Source organism: Brachybacterium sp. YJGR34 (genome assembly GCF_003347015.1).
Taxonomy (GTDB): domain Bacteria; phylum Actinomycetota; class Actinomycetes; order Actinomycetales; family Dermabacteraceae; genus Brachybacterium.
Map to the genome: position 1 here is coordinate 31,035 of NZ_PNFB01000004.1, position 16,639 is coordinate 47,673.

The window sequence follows — 16,639 nt, forward strand, 5'->3', positions numbered from 1 at the left end:
GCGAGGACGCCCCGGGGCCCTGGCGGGCTCCGGGGCGTCCGTGCGCTCCGAGCGGCTCAGCCGCGTCCGAGCAGCGAGCCCATCGGGACGAAGTCGGCGAACTCGTCGTCCAGGCCCACGGCGACGGTGCGCGGCGGCTCGGGCTCCGCGTCCGAGTGCTCCCGGTCCTGGTCCGCGTCGGAGCGCAGCAGGAGGGACAGCTCGGAGGCCGCCCGCCGCACGCGCGCGGCGAGCGGCTGCTCGTCGGCCCCGCCGTCGGTGTCCCCGCCGAGATCCGCCGAGGCCGCGAACACGGCCGTCGGCACGACCTCCGCCTTGAGATACGCGAAGAGCGGGCGCAGGGCGTAGTCGATCGCCAGGGAGTGGCGCGCGGTGCCGGCGGTCGCGCCCAGCAGCACGGGCTTGCGTGCCCAGAGGTCCGTGTCGAGCGCGTCGACGAAGGTCTTGAACAGGCCTGAGGGGCCGACGTTGAAGATCGGGGTGACGGCGATGACCGCATCGGCCGCTCGGACCTGCTCGATGACGCTCTCGAGCCGCTCGTTCGGGAAGCGGGTCAGCAGGGCGTCGGTGAGGTCGTGGGCGTACTCGCGCAGCTCGATCGTGCGCACCTCGACCTCGGTGCCCTCCCGGCCCAGCGCCGCGGCGGCCTCCCGGGAGAGCTGATCGGCGAGCAGACGGGTGGAGCTGGGGGTGGACAGGCCCGCGGCCAGGGCCAGCAGGCGCAGCGGCTCGGTCATCAGTGCGTCTCCTTCGCGTCCTCGGCCCGCAGGCCGGTCCAGTTGTCGCCGGTCTCGAAGCGGTAGGCGTCATCGAACGCCCCGTGCTCCTGGGCGGCGGCCGCGACCCGGGCGGCGTGGGTGGGTCCCTCGGGGACGTCGGCCGGACGGCGCGCCTCGAGCTCCTTGCGCAGCACCGGGACCACCTCGGTGCCCAGCAGCTCGATCTGCTCGAGGACGGTCTTGCGCGGGAGCCCCGCGTGGTCCATGAGGAACATCTGGCGCTGGTAGTCGCCCACGTTGTCCGCCATGGTCAGGTATCGCTCGATGACCTGCTGGGGGGATCCGACGGTCAGGGGCGTGGCCTGGGTGAAGTCCTCGAGCGAGGGGCCGCCGCCGTAGACCGGCGCATTGTCGAAGTAGGGGCGGAACTCGCTGATCGCCTCCTGCGAGTTCTTCCGCATGAAGGCCTGGCCGCCGAGGCCGACGTAGGCCTGATGGGCCTTCCCGTGGCCGTAGTGCTCGTAGCGCTCGCGGTAGAGCTGGACCATCTGCCGGGTGTGGCTGAGCGGCCAGAAGATGTTGTTGTGCAGGAAGCCGTCGCCGTAGTACGCGGCCTGCTCGGCGATCTGCGGGGAGCGGATCGAGCCGTGCCACACGAAGGGCGCGACGCCGTCCAGCGGGCGCGGGGTGGCGGTGAACTGCTGCAGCGGGGTGCGGAACTGCCCCTCCCAGTCCACCACGTCCTCGGTCCACAGCCGGCGCAGCAGGTCGTAGTTCTCCACTGCGATCTCGATGCCCTTGCGGATGTCCTGCCCGAACCAGGGGTAGACGGGGCCGGTGTTCCCGCGCCCCATCACCAGGTCCACGCGGCCGCCCGTGAGGTGCTGCAGCATCGCGTAGTCCTCGGCGATCTTCACCGGGTCGTTGGTGGTGATCAGCGTGGTCGCGGTGGAGAGGATGATCTGCTCGGTCTTCGCGCCGATGTACGCCAGCGTGGTGGTGGGGGAGGAGGTCACGAACGGCGGGTTGTGGTGCTCGCCGATCGCGAAGACGTCCAGGCCCACCTGCTCGGCGAGCGTCGCCTCCTCGACCATGAGCTGCAGGCGCTCGTGCTCCGTCGGGATCCGACCGGTGGTCGGGTCCGGGGTGATGTCCGCGATGGTGAAGATGCCGAACTGCATGGTCTGTGCTCCTTCGGTGAGTCTCTCGGCGCCGGGAGGGGGCTGTGGCCGACCTCCCGGCTGATGGTTCAACATTAAACTAACTGGGGATCGGTGGCAAGCCCTCGGGGTGCGGGGGTGAGGTGGCGGTGGGGTGGGTCACGGCGCGTGCCCGCCCGCGCGTGCATCGGAGCCCGCGGGACCGTCGGCTCCGGAGCGCACTGCCTCGGCGAGCGGCCGGTCGTCACGGAGCTGGTGGCGCAGGGCCTCGAGGGTCGGGGCGAGCTCGGCCCGCTGCTCGGGGAGCAGGCGTCGTTCGAGCTGGCCGGAGAGGATGCGCTGCGTCCACGACGCCTCGAGGGCGTGCATCACCGCGATCGCGGCGGGGAGCGCATGGAGCTCCTGCTCGGTGAGGGCCGAGCTCCGGTGGTAGCCGGCCACGAGGCGCGTGACGTTCGCGAGCGCCGCGGGTCCGGGGAGGCGGCGCAGTCGACGGCTGAGGTACTTCCCGAGGTCCCAGATCCGCGGCGCGAGGGGCAGGTGGTCGAGATCGATGACGGCCGCGCTGCCCGTGGCCCGGGTGATCAGCACGTTGTCCGGCGTGAGATCCCCGTGCACCAGCTGCAGGGGGAGCGGGGCGAGGGCGGCGGCGAGCGTATCGCGCCGGGGCGCGAGCAGCTCCTGCACATCGCCCGGGAGCAGGAGCTCGCCCTCGAGACCCTCCACGATCTGCTCCCGGTAGGAGTTCGCCGGCCACGGGTAGACGGACAGCGCCGCGTGCAGGCGGGCGATCGTGCGGCCGACGTCCCGCTCCACCTCGAGGGAACGGGAGGGGTCGATCCGATCGTGGGGGCGGTGGGGCATCAGCACGAACGGGTGCTCGACCGGCCCGGCGACGATCCGTGCGTCGTCGGCGATGAGGAACTCCGCCACCTCGATGCCGTGGCGCGCCAGATGCACGAGGACCCGCGCCTGGTCGGCGATCGGGAGGTTGAGCCAGGGGCCCAGGCGCTTGAGCAGGTACCTCCTCCCGTCCTCCGCGGTGACCGGCCACAGCTCCCGGCCGGGGAGGGCGGGGTCGATGCGCGGAGAGCGCCCCAGCAGGGTGCTCCACTGCTGGGCGGCGCGGCGGACGGCGTCGGGTGAGGGCATGGGCGGTCCTTCCGAGGGGTGCCAGGCGGTGGGATGGGTCGGCGCCACGGGACCACGGGCCGCGGCCTCCACGCCCGACTCGGGTGACGCAGGTCACGATGCCTGCCGTCGCGTCGCCTCCTCGTCAGCGGCGAGCGCTGTCCCACCCAGGTGGCAGGATGGTGAACCATGACACGAGCGAGCCTTGCCACCCTGCTGGATGCGACCCGCCTCGCGGGCCTCGAGACCACGAGGGGAGGGAGGGTCCTCGCGACGATCTCCGCACCGGACGCGAAGGGCACCAGCTACCGCACCTCCCTGGTCGAGCTCGCGGACGGCGGGGTCCACCCCCTCACCCGCGGCAGCGCCTCGATCGGCTCCGTGGCCGCCCTCGAGGACGGGAGCGTCCTGTTCACCGCGAAGCGGGAGGGCGAGGACGGCGAGGAGTCCGAGGACGCCCAGCTGTGGGGCCTGCCCCCGCGCGGCGAGGCGCGGGAGCTCGCCTCCCGTCCCGGCGGGTTCGGACGGCTCGAGGTGGCCGGCGGTCACCTGGTCGCCGAGCTCCAGGTCCACTCGCAGGCGAGCGACGAGGCCGAGCACGCCGAGCTCACCGCGCAGCGGACGAAGGCCAAGGTCTCCGCCGCCTTCCACGCCGGCTTCCCCACCCGCCGCTGGGACCACGACCTGGGCCCCTCCCGTGCCGTGCTCGCGATCGCCGCCCTGCCCGAGGATCTCGCCCTCGCGGAGGCGACCGTCGCCCCCGGCGCCGAGACCGCCGCTGCCGACGGCGAGGAAGACGCCCCGCGCCGCCAGGTCCTCCACCTCCGTCACGTGCCGATGCCGACGGGGCGCCTGACCGGGTGGAGCGTGGACCACCGCGGGGAGCGCGCGCTCGTCTCCGTGGAGGACTCCCGCGGGGACCTGCTGGCCGTGCCGGACCTCTACCTGGTGGACCTCGTCGGCGCGCAGCCGCCGCGCCTTCTGCGTGAGGGCACCGCGGAGGTCGAGTACGGCCCCGGCGAGTTCAGCCCGGACGGGAGCAGCGCCCTCGTCGGGTGCACGCGCACCTGGTCGGCGGAGGCCAGTCTGTCCGCCTCCACCGAGCTGCTGGACCTCGCCACCGGTGCCTCGACCCCCCTGTGGCCGGAGCTGGACCACTGGGTGGATCCGTGCTGGCTGGACGAGAACACCCTGGTCGCCACGAGCGACGACCAGGGCCGCGGCTCCGTGTGGATCGGCCGCCTCGAGGAGTCAGCCCCGCAGCGCCTCGCCGGCGGGCCCGGGCAGGAGCTGTCCTTCTCCGGCGCCTCTGTCGCCGGCGGCGCGGTCATCGCCGCGGCCTCCGGGATCGCCGTGGCCCCGCACCCGGTGCGGATCGATCCGGCCACGGGGCAGCTCGAGGCGCTGCCGAACCCGGCCGACGAGATCCCCGCAGCCGGCACCCTCACCGAGGTCTCCGCGACCGCCGAGGACGGCACCGATCTGCGGGCCTGGCTGCGCCTGCCCGAGGGGGAGGGGCCGCACCCGCTGGTGGTCTTCGCCCACGGCGGCCCCTGGGGCTCCTGGAACGCCTGGACCTACCGCTGGAACCCCGGCCCCTTCGTCGAGGCCGGCTTCGCGGTGCTGCTGCCGGACCCCGCGATCTCCACCGGCTACGGACAGGCGATGATCGATCGCGGCCAGCACGAGCTGGGCGGCGCCCCGTACGCCGACATCATGGCGCTCACCGATGCCACGATCGGCCGCGAGGACATCGACGAGCAGCGCACGGCCTTCGCCGGCGGCTCCTACGGCGGCTACATGGCCAACTGGGTGGCCGGGCACACCGGTGATCGCTTCCGCTGCATCGTCACCCACGCCTCCCTGTGGGACACCGAGACGATGGGTCACACCACCGACAACGCCGCCTGGGAGCGACCGATGCGCCCGCAGAACCCGCGGTACAATCCCCGGGAGCACGTCCGGGAGATCACCGCGCCGATGCTGGTGATCCACGGCGACCGCGACTACCGGGTCCCGATCGCGCAGGGTCACGCCCTCTGGTACGACCTGCTCGAGTTCTCCGCCACGCCGCGCGATGCCGAGGGCCGCACCCGGCACCGCTACCTGTACTTCCCCGACGAGGGCCACTGGATCCAGGGCCGCGGCAACGCGGAGATCTGGTACGAGGCCTTCCTCGGGTTCCTCGGCGAGCACGTGCTCGGCGAGGACTGGCAGCGCCCGGCGACGTTGGGCTGAGCAGAGGGCCGGTGAGGGCTGAGATGAGGCGGCCACGGCCTGCCGCGGCAGGCCGTGTGGTCGCGAAAAGTGCCCATGAAAGGGGACCTTTCGCGACCAACGGGGCCGTGGGATGCGCGGGGCCGCGCCCAGGTCGTCAGAAGGACGGCAGCAGAGTGTCGCTGTGCTCCTCCTCGAGGAAGGTCCGCACCGTGTCGCTGGTCATCGCGCGGCGCAGCACCTGGATCTTCTCGCTGTCCCGGTCCTCCTCTCGCGCGACCAGCGAGATCGCGAAGCGCTGGTCCACGGTCTCCTCGAGGAGCAGGGCGTCGGCCGGGGTCAGCCCCACCTTCGCGATGTAGGTGGGGTAGTTGTAGACCAGCGCGATGCCGTCCTCGTCGTAGGCGGAGGACAGGTTCAGCAGGTCCACCTGCACGAACTCGAGGGCGAGCGGGTTGTCCACGATGTCCCCGACGCGCCCGGTGAAGCCGGCGTCCTCGGGCAGCGTGATCACGCCGTGCTCGTGGAGGATCGCGAGCGCCCGGCCCTCGTTGGAGGCGTCGTTGGGGATCGCCACCCGCGCTTCCTCGGGGATCTCATCGATGCTCGTATGGGCCTTGGAGTAGAAGCCCACCTTCGCGTCGTAGATGGCGTCGAGAGCCACCAGGTGCGCGTCGTTGGCCTCGTTGAAGGCCTGCATGTACGGCTCGTGCTGGGCGAAGTTGGCATCGACCTCGCCGTCGGCCAGCAGCCGGTTGTACTGCACGTTGTCGCTGACCTGGACCAGCTCGATCGTCCAGCCCTCCTCGGCCGCGACCTCCGCGGCGGTGGTGACCACGTCGGTCATCGGCGGCAGATGGGAGGCGACGGCGATGCGGCGGTCCTCGCCGTCGGCGCCGGACCCTCCGGTGCCGTAGCCGCCGCCGATCCCGCAGGCGGCGAGGCCCAGCACGGTGGATCCGGTGAGGGCGGCGAGGGTGAAGCGGCGTCTGTTCATGGGGCGGCTCGTTCCTGGGGTCGGGGTGGCGGATGGTGCGGGCTCGTCGGGCCGACGGGCCGGGCCGGGGCGCGCGCCGAGCTCTCAGCGGCCCCGGTGGTCGAGCAGGCGGGCGAGCAGCGTGCCCGTCCCCTGGATGAGCATCACGGCCACGATCATCAGCGCGATGGTGGCGTACATGAGGTCGTACTCGTAGGTCTGGTAGCCGTAGCGGATGGCGAAGTCGCCCACCCCGCCGCCGCCGACGACGCCCATGATCGTGGAGTAGCTGACCATCGAGATCGTCACCGTGGTCAGGCTCAGGATCAGGCCGGAGCGGGCCTCGGAGTACAGGAAGCGGGTGATCAGCTGGCGTGGGCTCGCCCCGAGGGAACGGGCCAGCTCGACCGTCTGCGACGGCACGTCCAGCAGCGTCTGCTCGGAGAAGCGCGCGTACAGCGCCGCGGCGACGATCGCGAGCGGCACCGAGGCGGCAGTGGTGCCGAAGGAGGTGCCCACCAGCCAGCGGGTGAGCGGGATGAGCGCGACGACGAACAGCAGGAACGGCACCGAGCGCACCACGTTCACGAAGACGTTCACCGCCGCGTGCAGCCAGCGCCGTTCGTAGGGCCCGCCGGGGCGGGCGAGGTACAGGATCGTCCCCAACGGCAGGCCCACCAGCACCGCCGCGAGCATCGAGTTGCCGATCATGTACCCGGTCTCGACGATCGCGGTGGTGATCTCGCCGCGATGCTCGGCCAGTCGCGCCCAGACCGCGTTCACGCCAGGTACTCCCGGGCGCGCACGGCGTAGCTGCCGCTGCGACGCCGCGGTGGCGGCGCGGTGACGTCGGTGAGCGCCGCGAGGCGTCCCCGCTCGAGCACCGCGGCCCGGTCACAGGAGGATTTGATGACCTCGAGCTCGTGGCTGACCAGCACGATCGTGGTGCGGAAGATGGTGCGCACCTCCTGCAGGACGGCCATGACCTCCTCGGTGTGCCCGGAGTCCAGAGCCGAGGTGGGCTCGTCGGCCAGCAGGATCCGGGGGCGTGCGGTGAGCGCACGGGCGATCGCCACGCGCTGCTTCTCCCCGCCGGAGAGCCGGCTGGGGTGCTGGTGGCGGTGATGGGCCATGTTCACGAACTCCAGCATCTGCAGCGCCTGCTCGCGCCCGCGCCGGCCCCGCAGGCGCAGCGGCATCGCGACGTTGTCGAGCACGGTGGAGTTGGCGAGCAGGTTGAACTGCTGGAACACCATGCCGATGTCCTGCCGCCTTCGACGCCGCTCGCGGGCGGGCAGGGCGGCCTGCTCCTCGCCGTCCACCAGCACGGTGCCCGTGGTGGGAGTCTCGAGGTGGTTGATCAGCCGCAGCAGGGTCGACTTGCCGGAACCGGACTCGCCGACCACGCCGAACATCTCGTGCTCGGCGATGCGCAGGTCGATGCCGTCCAGGGCCGTCACGGAGGATCGGCCCTGCCCGAAGGTCTTGCTGACGTCGCGGAACTCGATCATCGTCTCTCGCTGGGGGAGGGGCATCCTGTGCCGACGGATCCCTTCACCCTACCGAGCCCGCAGGTCAGCGGGATATGCGGTGCGTCACGGGAGAGCGGTGGTGTGCACCTCGAGGACCGGCTCCCCCTGCCCGGTCAGCAGCTTCGAGACCGGGCAGCGGGCGTGCGCGGCCTCGGCGATCTCCTGCGCACGCTCGGGGCTCGTTCCCGTGATCGTGACCCGGGCGCGCGGCGCGAAGCGGTAGCCGCCTCCCGGGTCGCGGTGCAGCCCCACCTCGACGCTCACCGAGCTGGTCTGGGGCAGGGCGCGCTCGGCGAGGACGACGCGCAGGGTCTCCCCGAGGCAGGTCGACCAGGCCATCGCGAGGAACTGCTCCGGGGTGAAGCCCTCGCCGGGAGCGGACGGGCCGCCGGTGGGCAGGGCGAGGGCAGTCCCCGGTCCGGCGTGGGAGATCTCGATCCCCGCGGTGGGCGCCTCGTGGACGTGCACCTGCCCGGAGGTGCCGCCGACGTTGTCGACCCGCGCGGTGTACAGCGCCCGATCCGCGGAGCGCGGGCCGGAGGGGGCGGCAGAGGCGTCGTCGTTCATCATCGCTCCAGGTCGGGTCGGGTCGGGTCAGGCCACCTGCTCCGCGGGCGCGATCCAGGTGTTGCAGGCGCCGAGGTCGCCGCCGGACTCGAAGCCGGCCTCGATCCAGTGCGCGCGCGAGGAGGGCTCGATGGGCCCGGAGCTCTCGTCGACGGTCCAGTTCGACGCATCGGTGAGCTGCTCGCGCAGCTCCGGCTGGGGCTGGACCGCGGTGGGCAGCTGCATCGTCGCCGCGGAGGACAGGCACAGCGACTGCAGGATGTAGCGGCGCCACGTCTCGTCCGCGAGCTCGGGGTCGTCCTCGACCTGGTCCATGAGCGTCACGTAGTACACGCCCACGGAGCTGTTCCACATCACCGGGTTCATGTACACGTACGACAGGTCCCAGAGGTAGGCGCCCGGCACGAGCTCCGCGTCGGTGACCTCGGCGCCGATGCCGAAGCCGGTGGGCCAGTAGATGGCGGGGTCGAGGTTGCAGACACGCGGGTAGTCCTCCTGGAAGCTGTCCGCCTCGCAGGAGGAGCTGGGCACGTCCGGGTAGGTGTAGACCTGGACCGCCGGGGCGTCCCAGGTCAATCCGCGATCCGAGCTCGCCGCGGCCCAGACGCGGGAGAGGCACTGCCCGGAGGCGTCGAGGACGGCCTGCAGCTCCTCGTCGGAAGGGTCGACGGGTGTCTCGGGCAGCTCGCAGGACGTGATGTCGGGCAGCGAACCCGTGGTCAGCGGGTTGTTGGCGAGGATCCCGCGCAGATGGTCCGCGTCACCGGGCGGGGTGTCGATCGGGGAGACGACCTCGAAGTCCGACTCCGCCGGATCGGTGGACAGGCCCGTCTCCAGCTCGGCGGTGGGCTCCTCCTCGGTCGTGGTGGTGGGTGCGGCCGTCGGGTCCTCACCGCCCATGCCGCGGAGCACGAGGTACGTCACCCCGCCTCCCACGGTGAGCACCAGCAGCGCGACGCAGCCCAGTGCCACGGCGATGACGGCCCAGGGCTTCCCCGACGGCGGCTGCTGGCCGCCCGGCCCTTGGGGACCGCCCGGCCACGCGGGTCCTCCCGGGCCCTGGGGGCTTCCGGGACCCTGAGGGCCGCCGGCGAAGTGCGGGCCCACGGGAGCCTGGGGCGCGCTGGGACCGTGCGGTCCGCCGGGGCCCTGGGGGTTTCCGGGGCCCTGCGGTCCTCCGGGCCCCTGGGGCGCGCCGGATCCCTGCGGGGAGGCGCCGAACGGGGGGTGCTGTCCTGCCGCGCCGGGCGCAGCGGGGACGGGGCCGCCGGGGGCCTGTGCTCCGGGCTGCGGCGGTCCGCCGGCGGCGCCGCCGGTCCCGTCGCCCGGTCGTGGGCCCTGGGGCCCGCCCCATCCTGCGTTCGACATGCGCTCCCCCGTGTCCACCGGCCGTGTTGTCGCGAGCAGGATATCCACGCAGGCCGCAGCGGGGGAGGGGGATCGGATTCCGATGAGGTCACGGGTGCGGGCGACGGCGCGAGGGGGCCCGCTTGACGCGGAGTCGAACGCGTGTTCGACTGAAGGGCATGCGATGGAGTGGGCAGGAGATCAGCGGGGACGGCGCCGCGAGCACGGGCGCACCGGCGCTGCTGGGGATGACGGGCCTGGTGCGCAGCGTGCGCACGCCGGAGTTCCAGGGCGTCACCTTCCACGAGGTCACGGCCAAATCCGCCCTGAACCGGGTGCCCGCGGCGAGCTCGATGCCCTTCGACTGGACCGTGAACCCCTATCGCGGCTGTTCGCACGCCTGCGTCTACTGCTTCGCGCGCAGCAGCCATCGCTACCTCGACCTCGATGCGGGAGCGGACTTCGACCAGCAGGTCATCGTCAAGATCAACATCGCCGAGGTGCTGCGGGCCGAGCTCGCGCGGCGCTCCTGGCGCGGCGACCTGGTGGCGCTGGGCACCAACACCGATCCCTACCAGCGGGCCGAGGGACGCTACGGCCTCATGCCGGGCATCATCGAGGCGCTCGCCGCGTCCGGCACACCGCTGTCGATCCTCACCAAGGGCACCCTCCTGCGGCGTGACCTGCCCCTGCTCGAGCGGGCCGCCGAGCACGTCCCCGTGGACCTCTCGCTGTCGATCGCGGTGTTCGACGACGCCCTGCAGAAGGCCGTCGAGCCCGGCACCCCCACCGCCGCCGCGCGCCTGGCCACGGTGCGGGCCGCGGCGGACGCCGGCTTCCGGGTGACCGTCTTCCTCATGCCGATCATGCCGTGGCTGACGGATTCGGACGCCCAGCTCGACGATGCGCTCGCCCGGATCGCGGCGTCCGGCGCCGCCCGCGTGGTCTTCGGAGCGCTGCACCTGCGCCCGGGGGCGAAGGAGTGGTTCCTGGAGTGGATCGAACGGGAGCATCCCGAGCTGCTGACGGGATATCGCCGCTTCTACGGCAGCACGTCCTACGCACCGTCGGCCTACCGACGGAACCTCGCGCAGCGGATGCGTCCGCTGCTGGCCCGCCACGGACTGGACTCCCAGGAGGACGAGGATCAGCCGGAGCAGCGCCGGATCACCGCGGCGCAGGCCGCGCGGGCGCGGACGGCCCCGAGTGCGCTCGACCTCTCGCCGCAGCCGGCGCTGTTCTGAGCGCCTGCGTCCTGCGGAGCCGGCTCCGCGGCGGCGCGAGTTCCTCGCTGCCGCCTCGGGCAGCCCGGGACGAGAAAAGCCCCCACCTGCGATGACATCGACAGATGAGGGCTTTCCCGCTGGCGGAGGATAGGGGATTTGAACCCCTGAGGGCGTTAACCCAACACGCGTTCCAGGCGTGCGCCATAGGCCGCTAGGCGAATCCTCCAGCGCTCGTAAGAGCAGGCATCAGTGTACCCGAGAGCCCGCAGTGGTGCGAACCAAGCGGGCACAGGTCACACTGCCTCCCCATGCACCTCACGCCAGCTCGACCCGGAACCACCGTCGCCTGCCCGCACGGAGCGCCTGACCCGGGACCGGGCAGACGCTCTCCTCGGGGTCGGTGAGGCGCTGCCCGTCCAGCTCCACCCCGCCGCCGGTCAGGAGCCGGCGCGCCGCGCTGCGGGAGAGGTCGGGACGTGCGGCGCTCACGAGATCGCAGGCCGTGAGGTGGGAGCCCGGCAGAACCAGCGGCGTCATCTCCCGCGGCAGCTGCCCGGCGGAGAAGACGCGCAGGAACTCCTCGCGGGCGGCGCGCGCGGCGCTCTCCCCGTCGTGGCGTCGGACCACGGCCTGCGCCAGGTCGAGCTTCGCGTCCCGGGCCTCGGCCCCACCGCGGGCCGCCCGGCGCCCCAGCTCCGCGACCTCGCTCAGCGGCAGGTCGGTGTACACCCGCGCCCACAGCTCGACCAGTTCGTCCCGCAGCGTCATCAACCGGCCGAGCTTCTCTCCCGGCTCCGCGCACAGGGCCACGTAGTTGTCGCGGGACTTGGACTGCTTGGGGCCGCCGTCGAGGCCCGGGGTGACCGTGCTCGTGATGACCGTCTGCGGGACCTGCCCGTGCTTGACCTGCAGCTCCCGGCCCATCGCCTCGTTGAACAGCTGGTCCGTGCCCACGATGGTGAGGTCCGCGGCGAGGGCCACGGAGTCGTAGCCCTGCAGCACCGGGTAGATCAGCTCGTGCGCGGCGATCTCGGTGCCGGCCTCGATGCGGGAGCGGAACATGTCCCGGGAGATGAGGTGGGCGTGGGTGACCAGGCTGAGCTCGCGCAGCAGTCCGGCCACGCCCAGCTCGTCGAACCACTCGGAGTTGCGGCGGATCTCGAGCAACCCCACCTCGTCGCGCAGGACCCTCGTGACCTGGGCGAGGAAGGCCGCGGCGTTCTCGCGGAGCTGCTGCTCGGTGAGGACCGGGCGGGTGGCGCTGCGACCGGTCGGATCGCCGATGCGGCTGGTGGTGTCGCCCAGCAGGAAGATCACCGTGTGGCCGCGGTCCTGCAGGGCGCGCATCATCCACAGGTTCACGGCGTGGCCGAGGTGGAGGTCCGGGGCGGTGAGGTCCACGCCGAACTTGATGCGCAGGGGCCGGCCCTCGGCCAGCCGCTCCAGCAGGTCCTCCCGGCCGATGATCTGGTCGGTGGTGCGCTCGAGCTCGGCCAGGATCTGGGCGGGGGTGTCGGGCGGGGTGGTACGGGCTCCGGGCTCGGGGCGGCGTGGCGGCGTGGCGGGAGAGCTCGGGGCCATGAACGGCGAGCCGGGAGACGGGGAGTCCGGACCGGCGGACGGCGAGGGCGGGGCGGTGGGGCGTGTCATGGGAGGTCCTCGGGACAGGGCGAGGACTCCCGCAGGACCCCTCACCGTGGATACGGAAACGGCGAGGACCAAGAGGTCCTCGCCGGGGGCTCTGAAGGGAGCGGTGCTACGTCACTGCTGGTGCGCGCGCACGACCGCACGGCTCGCTTCAGAGCCGTGGAGATAGTCGATGCGGGTGCGCATGGGGGAACCCTAGCCGATGCCGGGCGGTGCGTCACGGGGGGCAGGTGGCCCGGTGCGCAGCACAGCCCGAGTGGGCGGGCAGGCGCGCGGCCGAGCGCGCTGTGTGCGATCAGTGTCGGAATACAGCCTGCCAACGCGTATATCGGCCTGGTTGGCCGTATTCCGACACTGATCGTCACGGCATGCCGACCTGGCACGCGGCCCGGGCACCCGACCCAGCGAGGCCCGGCCCGGGCACCCGGCCCGGCGCGGCGCGGGCACACGATCTGACCAGGCCTGGGCGCGCGGGGCCGCACGGCCCGGCCGGGCCCGCCCGTGGGGCTGACCGGCCGGGCCGTCCCGGGCGTCAGCCGTCCTTGGCCTCGGGATGGCGGACGATGTTGACGATGGCGGCGGCGAGGCCGCCCCAGACGGTGAGGATCGCGACGATCATCATGACGATGGCGGAGGCGGACATGGGTGCTCCTGAGTGTCGGAGGGGAGAGCGGGCGGTTCCGGAGGGGACGGGGCCGGCCCCGGGGGCCGGCCCGCGTCTCAGGGCGTCGGCCGCAGCTCGTGCGGGGTGCGGGCCTCGGGATCCGAGGCGAGACCCTTCCCGGCGGCGGCTTCGGGGGCGATCGGGTCGCCGTCGGAGTCGTTCTTGTGGAGGTTGGAGCCGGCGGGCCAGGGGATCAGCGACAGCACCACCGCGATGGCCACCAGGGCGACGGCCATCAGCCAGCCGAACACCAGCACGAACCAGCCCGGGTAGTCCTCGTACGTGCCGTCCGCGGTCAGCAGCGACCAGGTGCTGATCACCAGCGAGATGCCCAGGACCAGCGGGGCGACCACGGAGATCGCGATCGTCCAGACCCGCCCCACCGGGAAGGTGCCGTAGAAGTTCAGGTGGTCGCGGAGAGTGGGCAGTCCGCGCACCAGGTAGGCCACGACCACGGTCGAGACCAGGGCGGCGGCGAGGATGCCGTACTCGTTGACCCACTTGTCCATCACGTCCAGCAGCGGCAGGCCCATCGTGGTCGAGAACAGCGCCACCGAGGCGACCGCGAGCGGCACGCACACCCCGAGGGTGGCGGGCACGCGGGAGAGGCCGAACTTGTCCTGGATGGCGGAGATGATGACCTCGACGATCGAGATCAGCGAGGTGAAGCCGGCCAGCACCAGCGAGCCGAAGAACAGCACGCCGATCAGCGCGCCGGCCGGGGCCTCGCTGATGATCGCGGGGAAGGCGATGAAGGCCAGGCCGATGCCGGAGGTGACCACCTCGTCGATCGCGACGCCCTGCGCCTGCGCCATGAAGCCGAGCGCGGAGAACACGCCGATGCCGCAGAGGATCTCGAAGCTCGAGTTCGCGAAGCCCACCACCAGGCCGGACCCGGTGAGGTCGGTCTTCTTCTTCAGGTATGAGGAGTAGGTGAGCATGATGCCGAAGGCGACCGAGAGCGAGAAGAAGATCTGGCCGTAGGCGGCGACCCACACACCCGGGTCCAGCAGCGCACCCCAGGCGGGCTTGAAGAAGGCGTCCAGCCCGTCGACGGCGCCCGGCAGGAACAGGGCGCGCACCACGAGGATCACGAACATCGCGATGAGCAGGGGGATGAAGACGACCGCGCTCTTGGCGATGCCGCGGTGGACGCCCAGCGACATCACCACGATGATCGCGGCCCACACCAGGACCATCGACAGCAGCACCGCGGGCACCACGTCGAAGGAGATGGTGACGTCAGGCCCGCCCAGGGCCTGGGTGTACTCGCCGAAGAAGCCGCCCGGGTCGTCGCCCCAGCGCTGGTCGACGGAGAAGATCGTGTAGTTCGTCGCCCAGGCGATGATCAGCGCGTAGTAGGCGGCGATGATCACGCAGATCAGCACCTGCCACCAGCCGATGAACTCGGTCCAGCGGGTGAAGCGGCGCCAGGCGGCCGGGGCGGAGCCGCGCCAGCGGTGCCCGATCGCGTAGTCGAGGAACAGCAGGGGGATGCCGGCGGTGAGCAGGGCGACGAGGTACGGCAGGATGAACGCGCCGCCGCCGTTCTCGTAGGCGACCGCGGGGAAGCGCCAGATGTTGCCGAGGCCGACGGCGGAGCCGATGGCCGCGAAGATGAACGGCGCGCGGCCGGAGAAGGCGCCGCGGTCCGCTCTCGCAGTGGTGCCGGTCGAGGGGGATGGGGTGGTCACGGGTCGCCTCCGGGGAGATGCGCGCACGGGGCGCGGGGACGTGGGGCGGGCAGTGGTCGGGCACCGCGGTCGAGGGCGGCGGAGGAGTACGGCCGTGCACGGGGGCGGGTCCTCGTCTCCGCGCCGGGGCCGGGCGGGTGGGCGGCGACGGGGTGGGGCGCCGCGCACCGTGCTGGGATGATACGCGTCCTGTCCACCGTGGGGGCGCCGGTCCGCTGCGCGCCCGGCGGGAGGCGTGATCAGTCGCGCATCGGTGCGGGCCCCGCCGCGCCGGGACGGCGCGGACGTGCCGGTCCGCGACGTGCACTACCTTGACCCCCATGCAGAACGATCAGCAGGCGCCTCCCCGAGCGCAGCACACCGAGGTGTCCACCGCGTATCTCCAGCAGCTCGACGAGGAGCGCGAGAGCGCGATGCGGACCGCCTCCCATCCGGGGTCCGCCGTCGGCGGCGCCGACGACGCCCTCCACGACCGCCTCGAGGCCCTGGTGCAGCAGGACACCGGGGAGATGGCCGCGCTCATGATCGATCTCGCCGAGCACCCCGAGACCGCCTTCGCCGAGCACCGCTCCGCCCGCGCGATCGTCGATGTCCTGGCCGCCCACGGCGTCGAGGCGCAGCTGGGCGTGCACGGCCTGGACACGGCGATCCGCGCGGAGATCCGCGGCACGGGCGGGGAGCGGGAGGACGCCCCCACCCTCGCGATCCTCGCCGAGTACGACGCGCTGCCCGGCGTGGGCCACGGCTGCGGCCACAACGTCATCGCCGTCATGGGCCTGGGCGCCTTCCTGGCGCTGACCGCGCTCGCGGCGGAGGACCCGTCGGCCGTCCCCGGGCGGGTGGTGTTCCTGGGCACCCCGGCCGAGGAGGGCCACACGGGCAAGGAGTACATGGCCCGCGAGGGCGCCTTCGAGGGTCTGGACGCCGCGGTGATGGTCCACCCCTACGGCTACGACCTGGCCGATCAGACCTGGCTGGGGCGTCGGACCCTCACCGTGGAGTACCACGGGCACACCGCCCACGCCTCCGCCCAGCCCTACATGGGCCGCAACGCCCTGGACGCGGCGAGCCTCATGTACCAGGGCATCGGCCTGATGCGGCAGCAGACCCCGCCGACGGACCGCATCCACGCCGTGATCCGCGAGGGCGGCGAGCGCGCCAGCGTCATCCCCGATCACGCCCGGCTGGACCTCTACGTGCGCTCGCAGCGCCCCGAGACCCTCAAGGACCTGTCCCGGCGGGTCGAGGAGGTGGCGCGCGGCGCGGCGATGATGGCCGGCGTCGGCCTCACGATCCGCTGGGACGAGCACCCGCCCTCGCTGCCGGTGCGCACCAACGAGGCGCTCACCGGCCGCTGGGTCCTCGCCCAGCGGCGGCGCGGCCGCGATCCGCTGCCCTTCGGCGTGGTCTCGCCCTCGCTCGCCGCCTCCACCGACTTCGGCAACGTCAGCTACCGCGTCCCCGGCATCCATCCGGTCATCCGCATCTCCCCGCCGGAGGTCGCCCTGCACACCCGCGAGTTCGCGGCCTGGGCCGTCTCCGAGGACGCGCGGGCGGCGGCGGCCGACGGTGCCTACGGCCTGGCCGCCACGGTGCTCGACGCCCTCCACGACCCGCAGCTCGCGCGCGCCGTGGCCGAGGAGTTCGCGGCCGCCGGCGGTCCCATCGACGTCCCCTCCTACTTCGACTGACGGGTCGGCACGACCGTCCCCGCGGCCGCCCCGACCCCCGCCGTCCCTCCTCAGACCCCAGGGAGCCA

General features: G+C 72.7%; 14 protein-coding genes and 1 tRNA gene. 3 read left to right on the forward strand and 12 right to left on the reverse strand.

Translation table 11 applies throughout. The features are described from left to right. Nucleotides 1-56 precede the first annotated feature (56 nt). From CXH06_RS05255 to CXH06_RS05265, 3 genes are all read right to left on the reverse strand, one after another. The gene (locus CXH06_RS05255) at nucleotides 57-737 is read right to left on the reverse strand and encodes a CE1759 family FMN reductase (RefSeq protein WP_114854113.1); all 681 of its coding nucleotides are present in this window, start codon (nucleotides 735-737) and stop codon (nucleotides 57-59) included. Then, the gene (locus CXH06_RS05260) at nucleotides 737-1,900 is read right to left on the reverse strand and encodes an LLM class flavin-dependent oxidoreductase (RefSeq protein ID WP_114854114.1); all 1,164 of its coding nucleotides are present in this window, start codon (nucleotides 1,898-1,900) and stop codon (nucleotides 737-739) included. Before CXH06_RS05260 ends, CXH06_RS05255 begins: the two co-directional genes overlap by 1 nt. Nucleotides 1,901-2,038: 138 nt before the next feature. Beyond that, nucleotides 2,039-3,031: a phosphotransferase enzyme family protein gene (locus CXH06_RS05265; protein WP_114854115.1), complete on the reverse strand. Its 993-nt coding sequence runs from the start codon at nucleotides 3,029-3,031 to the stop codon at nucleotides 2,039-2,041. 168 nt (nucleotides 3,032-3,199) lie between these two features. Here CXH06_RS05265 and CXH06_RS05270 point away from each other — a divergent pair, with 168 nt between their 5' ends. Beyond that, complete coding sequence (locus CXH06_RS05270; protein WP_114854116.1) at nucleotides 3,200-5,248, forward strand: alpha/beta fold hydrolase; 2,049 nt, start codon at nucleotides 3,200-3,202, stop codon at nucleotides 5,246-5,248. A gap of 136 nt (nucleotides 5,249-5,384) precedes the next feature. Here CXH06_RS05270 and CXH06_RS05275 read toward each other — a convergent pair whose 3' ends face one another. The 5 genes from CXH06_RS05275 to CXH06_RS05295 form a co-directional block, all read right to left on the reverse strand. Continuing rightward, nucleotides 5,385-6,224, reverse strand: coding sequence for a MetQ/NlpA family ABC transporter substrate-binding protein (locus tag CXH06_RS05275; RefSeq protein ID WP_114854117.1), 840 nt, complete (start codon nucleotides 6,222-6,224; stop codon nucleotides 5,385-5,387). A gap of 84 nt (nucleotides 6,225-6,308) precedes the next feature. Then, nucleotides 6,309-6,986, reverse strand: coding sequence for a methionine ABC transporter permease (locus tag CXH06_RS05280; protein WP_232820208.1), 678 nt, complete (start codon nucleotides 6,984-6,986; stop codon nucleotides 6,309-6,311). Then, nucleotides 6,983-7,714, reverse strand: a complete 732-nt coding sequence (locus tag CXH06_RS05285) for a methionine ABC transporter ATP-binding protein (RefSeq protein WP_114854118.1) — start codon at nucleotides 7,712-7,714, stop codon at nucleotides 6,983-6,985. Before CXH06_RS05285 ends, CXH06_RS05280 begins: the two co-directional genes overlap by 4 nt. 84 nt (nucleotides 7,715-7,798) lie before the next feature. Then, nucleotides 7,799-8,305, reverse strand: a complete 507-nt coding sequence (locus CXH06_RS05290; protein ID WP_114854119.1) for an OsmC family protein — start codon at nucleotides 8,303-8,305, stop codon at nucleotides 7,799-7,801. Nucleotides 8,306-8,329: 24 nt separating this feature from the next. Continuing rightward, entirely contained in the window at nucleotides 8,330-9,274 is a 945-nt protein-coding gene (locus tag CXH06_RS05295) for a hypothetical protein (protein ID WP_232820209.1), read from the reverse strand. Between the two features lie 554 nt (nucleotides 9,275-9,828). On the opposite strand from CXH06_RS05295, the gene CXH06_RS05300 reads away from it, so the two are divergent. After that, nucleotides 9,829-10,893, forward strand: a complete 1,065-nt coding sequence (locus tag CXH06_RS05300; protein WP_114854121.1) for an Rv2578c family radical SAM protein — start codon at nucleotides 9,829-9,831, stop codon at nucleotides 10,891-10,893. A 120-nt stretch (nucleotides 10,894-11,013) separates the two neighbouring features. On the opposite strand, the gene CXH06_RS05305 is transcribed toward CXH06_RS05300, so the two are convergent. The 4 genes from CXH06_RS05305 to CXH06_RS05320 all read right to left on the reverse strand — a co-directional run bounded on the left by CXH06_RS05305 (nucleotide 11,014) and on the right by CXH06_RS05320 (nucleotide 14,880). Further along, nucleotides 11,014-11,101, reverse strand: a tRNA-Ser gene (locus CXH06_RS05305). An 89-nt stretch (nucleotides 11,102-11,190) separates the two neighbouring features. After that, nucleotides 11,191-12,525 carry a tyrosine--tRNA ligase gene (gene tyrS / locus CXH06_RS05310; RefSeq protein WP_232820210.1) on the reverse strand — a complete coding sequence of 445 codons (1,335 nt, stop codon included), beginning with the start codon at nucleotides 12,523-12,525 and terminating at the stop codon, nucleotides 11,191-11,193. A gap of 529 nt (nucleotides 12,526-13,054) precedes the next feature. After that, nucleotides 13,055-13,165, reverse strand: a complete 111-nt coding sequence (locus CXH06_RS05315; RefSeq protein ID WP_114854122.1) for a methionine/alanine import family NSS transporter small subunit — start codon at nucleotides 13,163-13,165, stop codon at nucleotides 13,055-13,057. A 77-nt stretch (nucleotides 13,166-13,242) separates the two neighbouring features. After that, the gene (locus tag CXH06_RS05320) at nucleotides 13,243-14,880 is read right to left on the reverse strand and encodes a sodium-dependent transporter (RefSeq protein ID WP_114854123.1); all 1,638 of its coding nucleotides are present in this window, start codon (nucleotides 14,878-14,880) and stop codon (nucleotides 13,243-13,245) included. 320 nt (nucleotides 14,881-15,200) lie between these two features. On the opposite strand from CXH06_RS05320, the gene CXH06_RS05325 reads away from it, so the two are divergent. Then, nucleotides 15,201-16,571, forward strand: coding sequence for a M20 family metallopeptidase (locus CXH06_RS05325; protein ID WP_114854124.1), 1,371 nt, complete (start codon nucleotides 15,201-15,203; stop codon nucleotides 16,569-16,571). Nucleotides 16,572-16,639: the final 68 nt, after the last annotated feature.

Excerpts from the sequence above, each read along its gene's own strand:
- CXH06_RS05255 (WP_114854113.1), bottom strand. The coding sequence starts at position 737 with ATGACCGAGCCGCTGCGCCTGCTGGCCCTGGCCGCGGGCCTGTCCACC.
- CXH06_RS05260 (WP_114854114.1), bottom strand. The coding sequence starts at position 1,900 with ATGCAGTTCGGCATCTTCACCATCGCGGACATCACCCCGGACCCGACC.
- CXH06_RS05265 (WP_114854115.1), bottom strand. The coding sequence starts at position 3,031 with ATGCCCTCACCCGACGCCGTCCGCCGCGCCGCCCAGCAGTGGAGCACC.
- CXH06_RS05270 (WP_114854116.1), top strand. The coding sequence starts at position 3,200 with ATGACACGAGCGAGCCTTGCCACCCTGCTGGATGCGACCCGCCTCGCG.
- CXH06_RS05275 (WP_114854117.1), bottom strand. The coding sequence starts at position 6,224 with ATGAACAGACGCCGCTTCACCCTCGCCGCCCTCACCGGATCCACCGTG.
- CXH06_RS05285 (WP_114854118.1), bottom strand. The coding sequence starts at position 7,714 with ATGATCGAGTTCCGCGACGTCAGCAAGACCTTCGGGCAGGGCCGATCC.
- CXH06_RS05290 (WP_114854119.1), bottom strand. The coding sequence starts at position 8,305 with ATGATGAACGACGACGCCTCTGCCGCCCCCTCCGGCCCGCGCTCCGCG.
- CXH06_RS05300 (WP_114854121.1), top strand. The coding sequence starts at position 9,829 with ATGCGATGGAGTGGGCAGGAGATCAGCGGGGACGGCGCCGCGAGCACG.
- tyrS (WP_232820210.1), bottom strand. The coding sequence starts at position 12,525 with ATGACACGCCCCACCGCCCCGCCCTCGCCGTCCGCCGGTCCGGACTCC.
- CXH06_RS05315 (WP_114854122.1), bottom strand. The coding sequence starts at position 13,165 with ATGTCCGCCTCCGCCATCGTCATGATGATCGTCGCGATCCTCACCGTC.
- CXH06_RS05325 (WP_114854124.1), top strand. The coding sequence starts at position 15,201 with ATGCAGAACGATCAGCAGGCGCCTCCCCGAGCGCAGCACACCGAGGTG.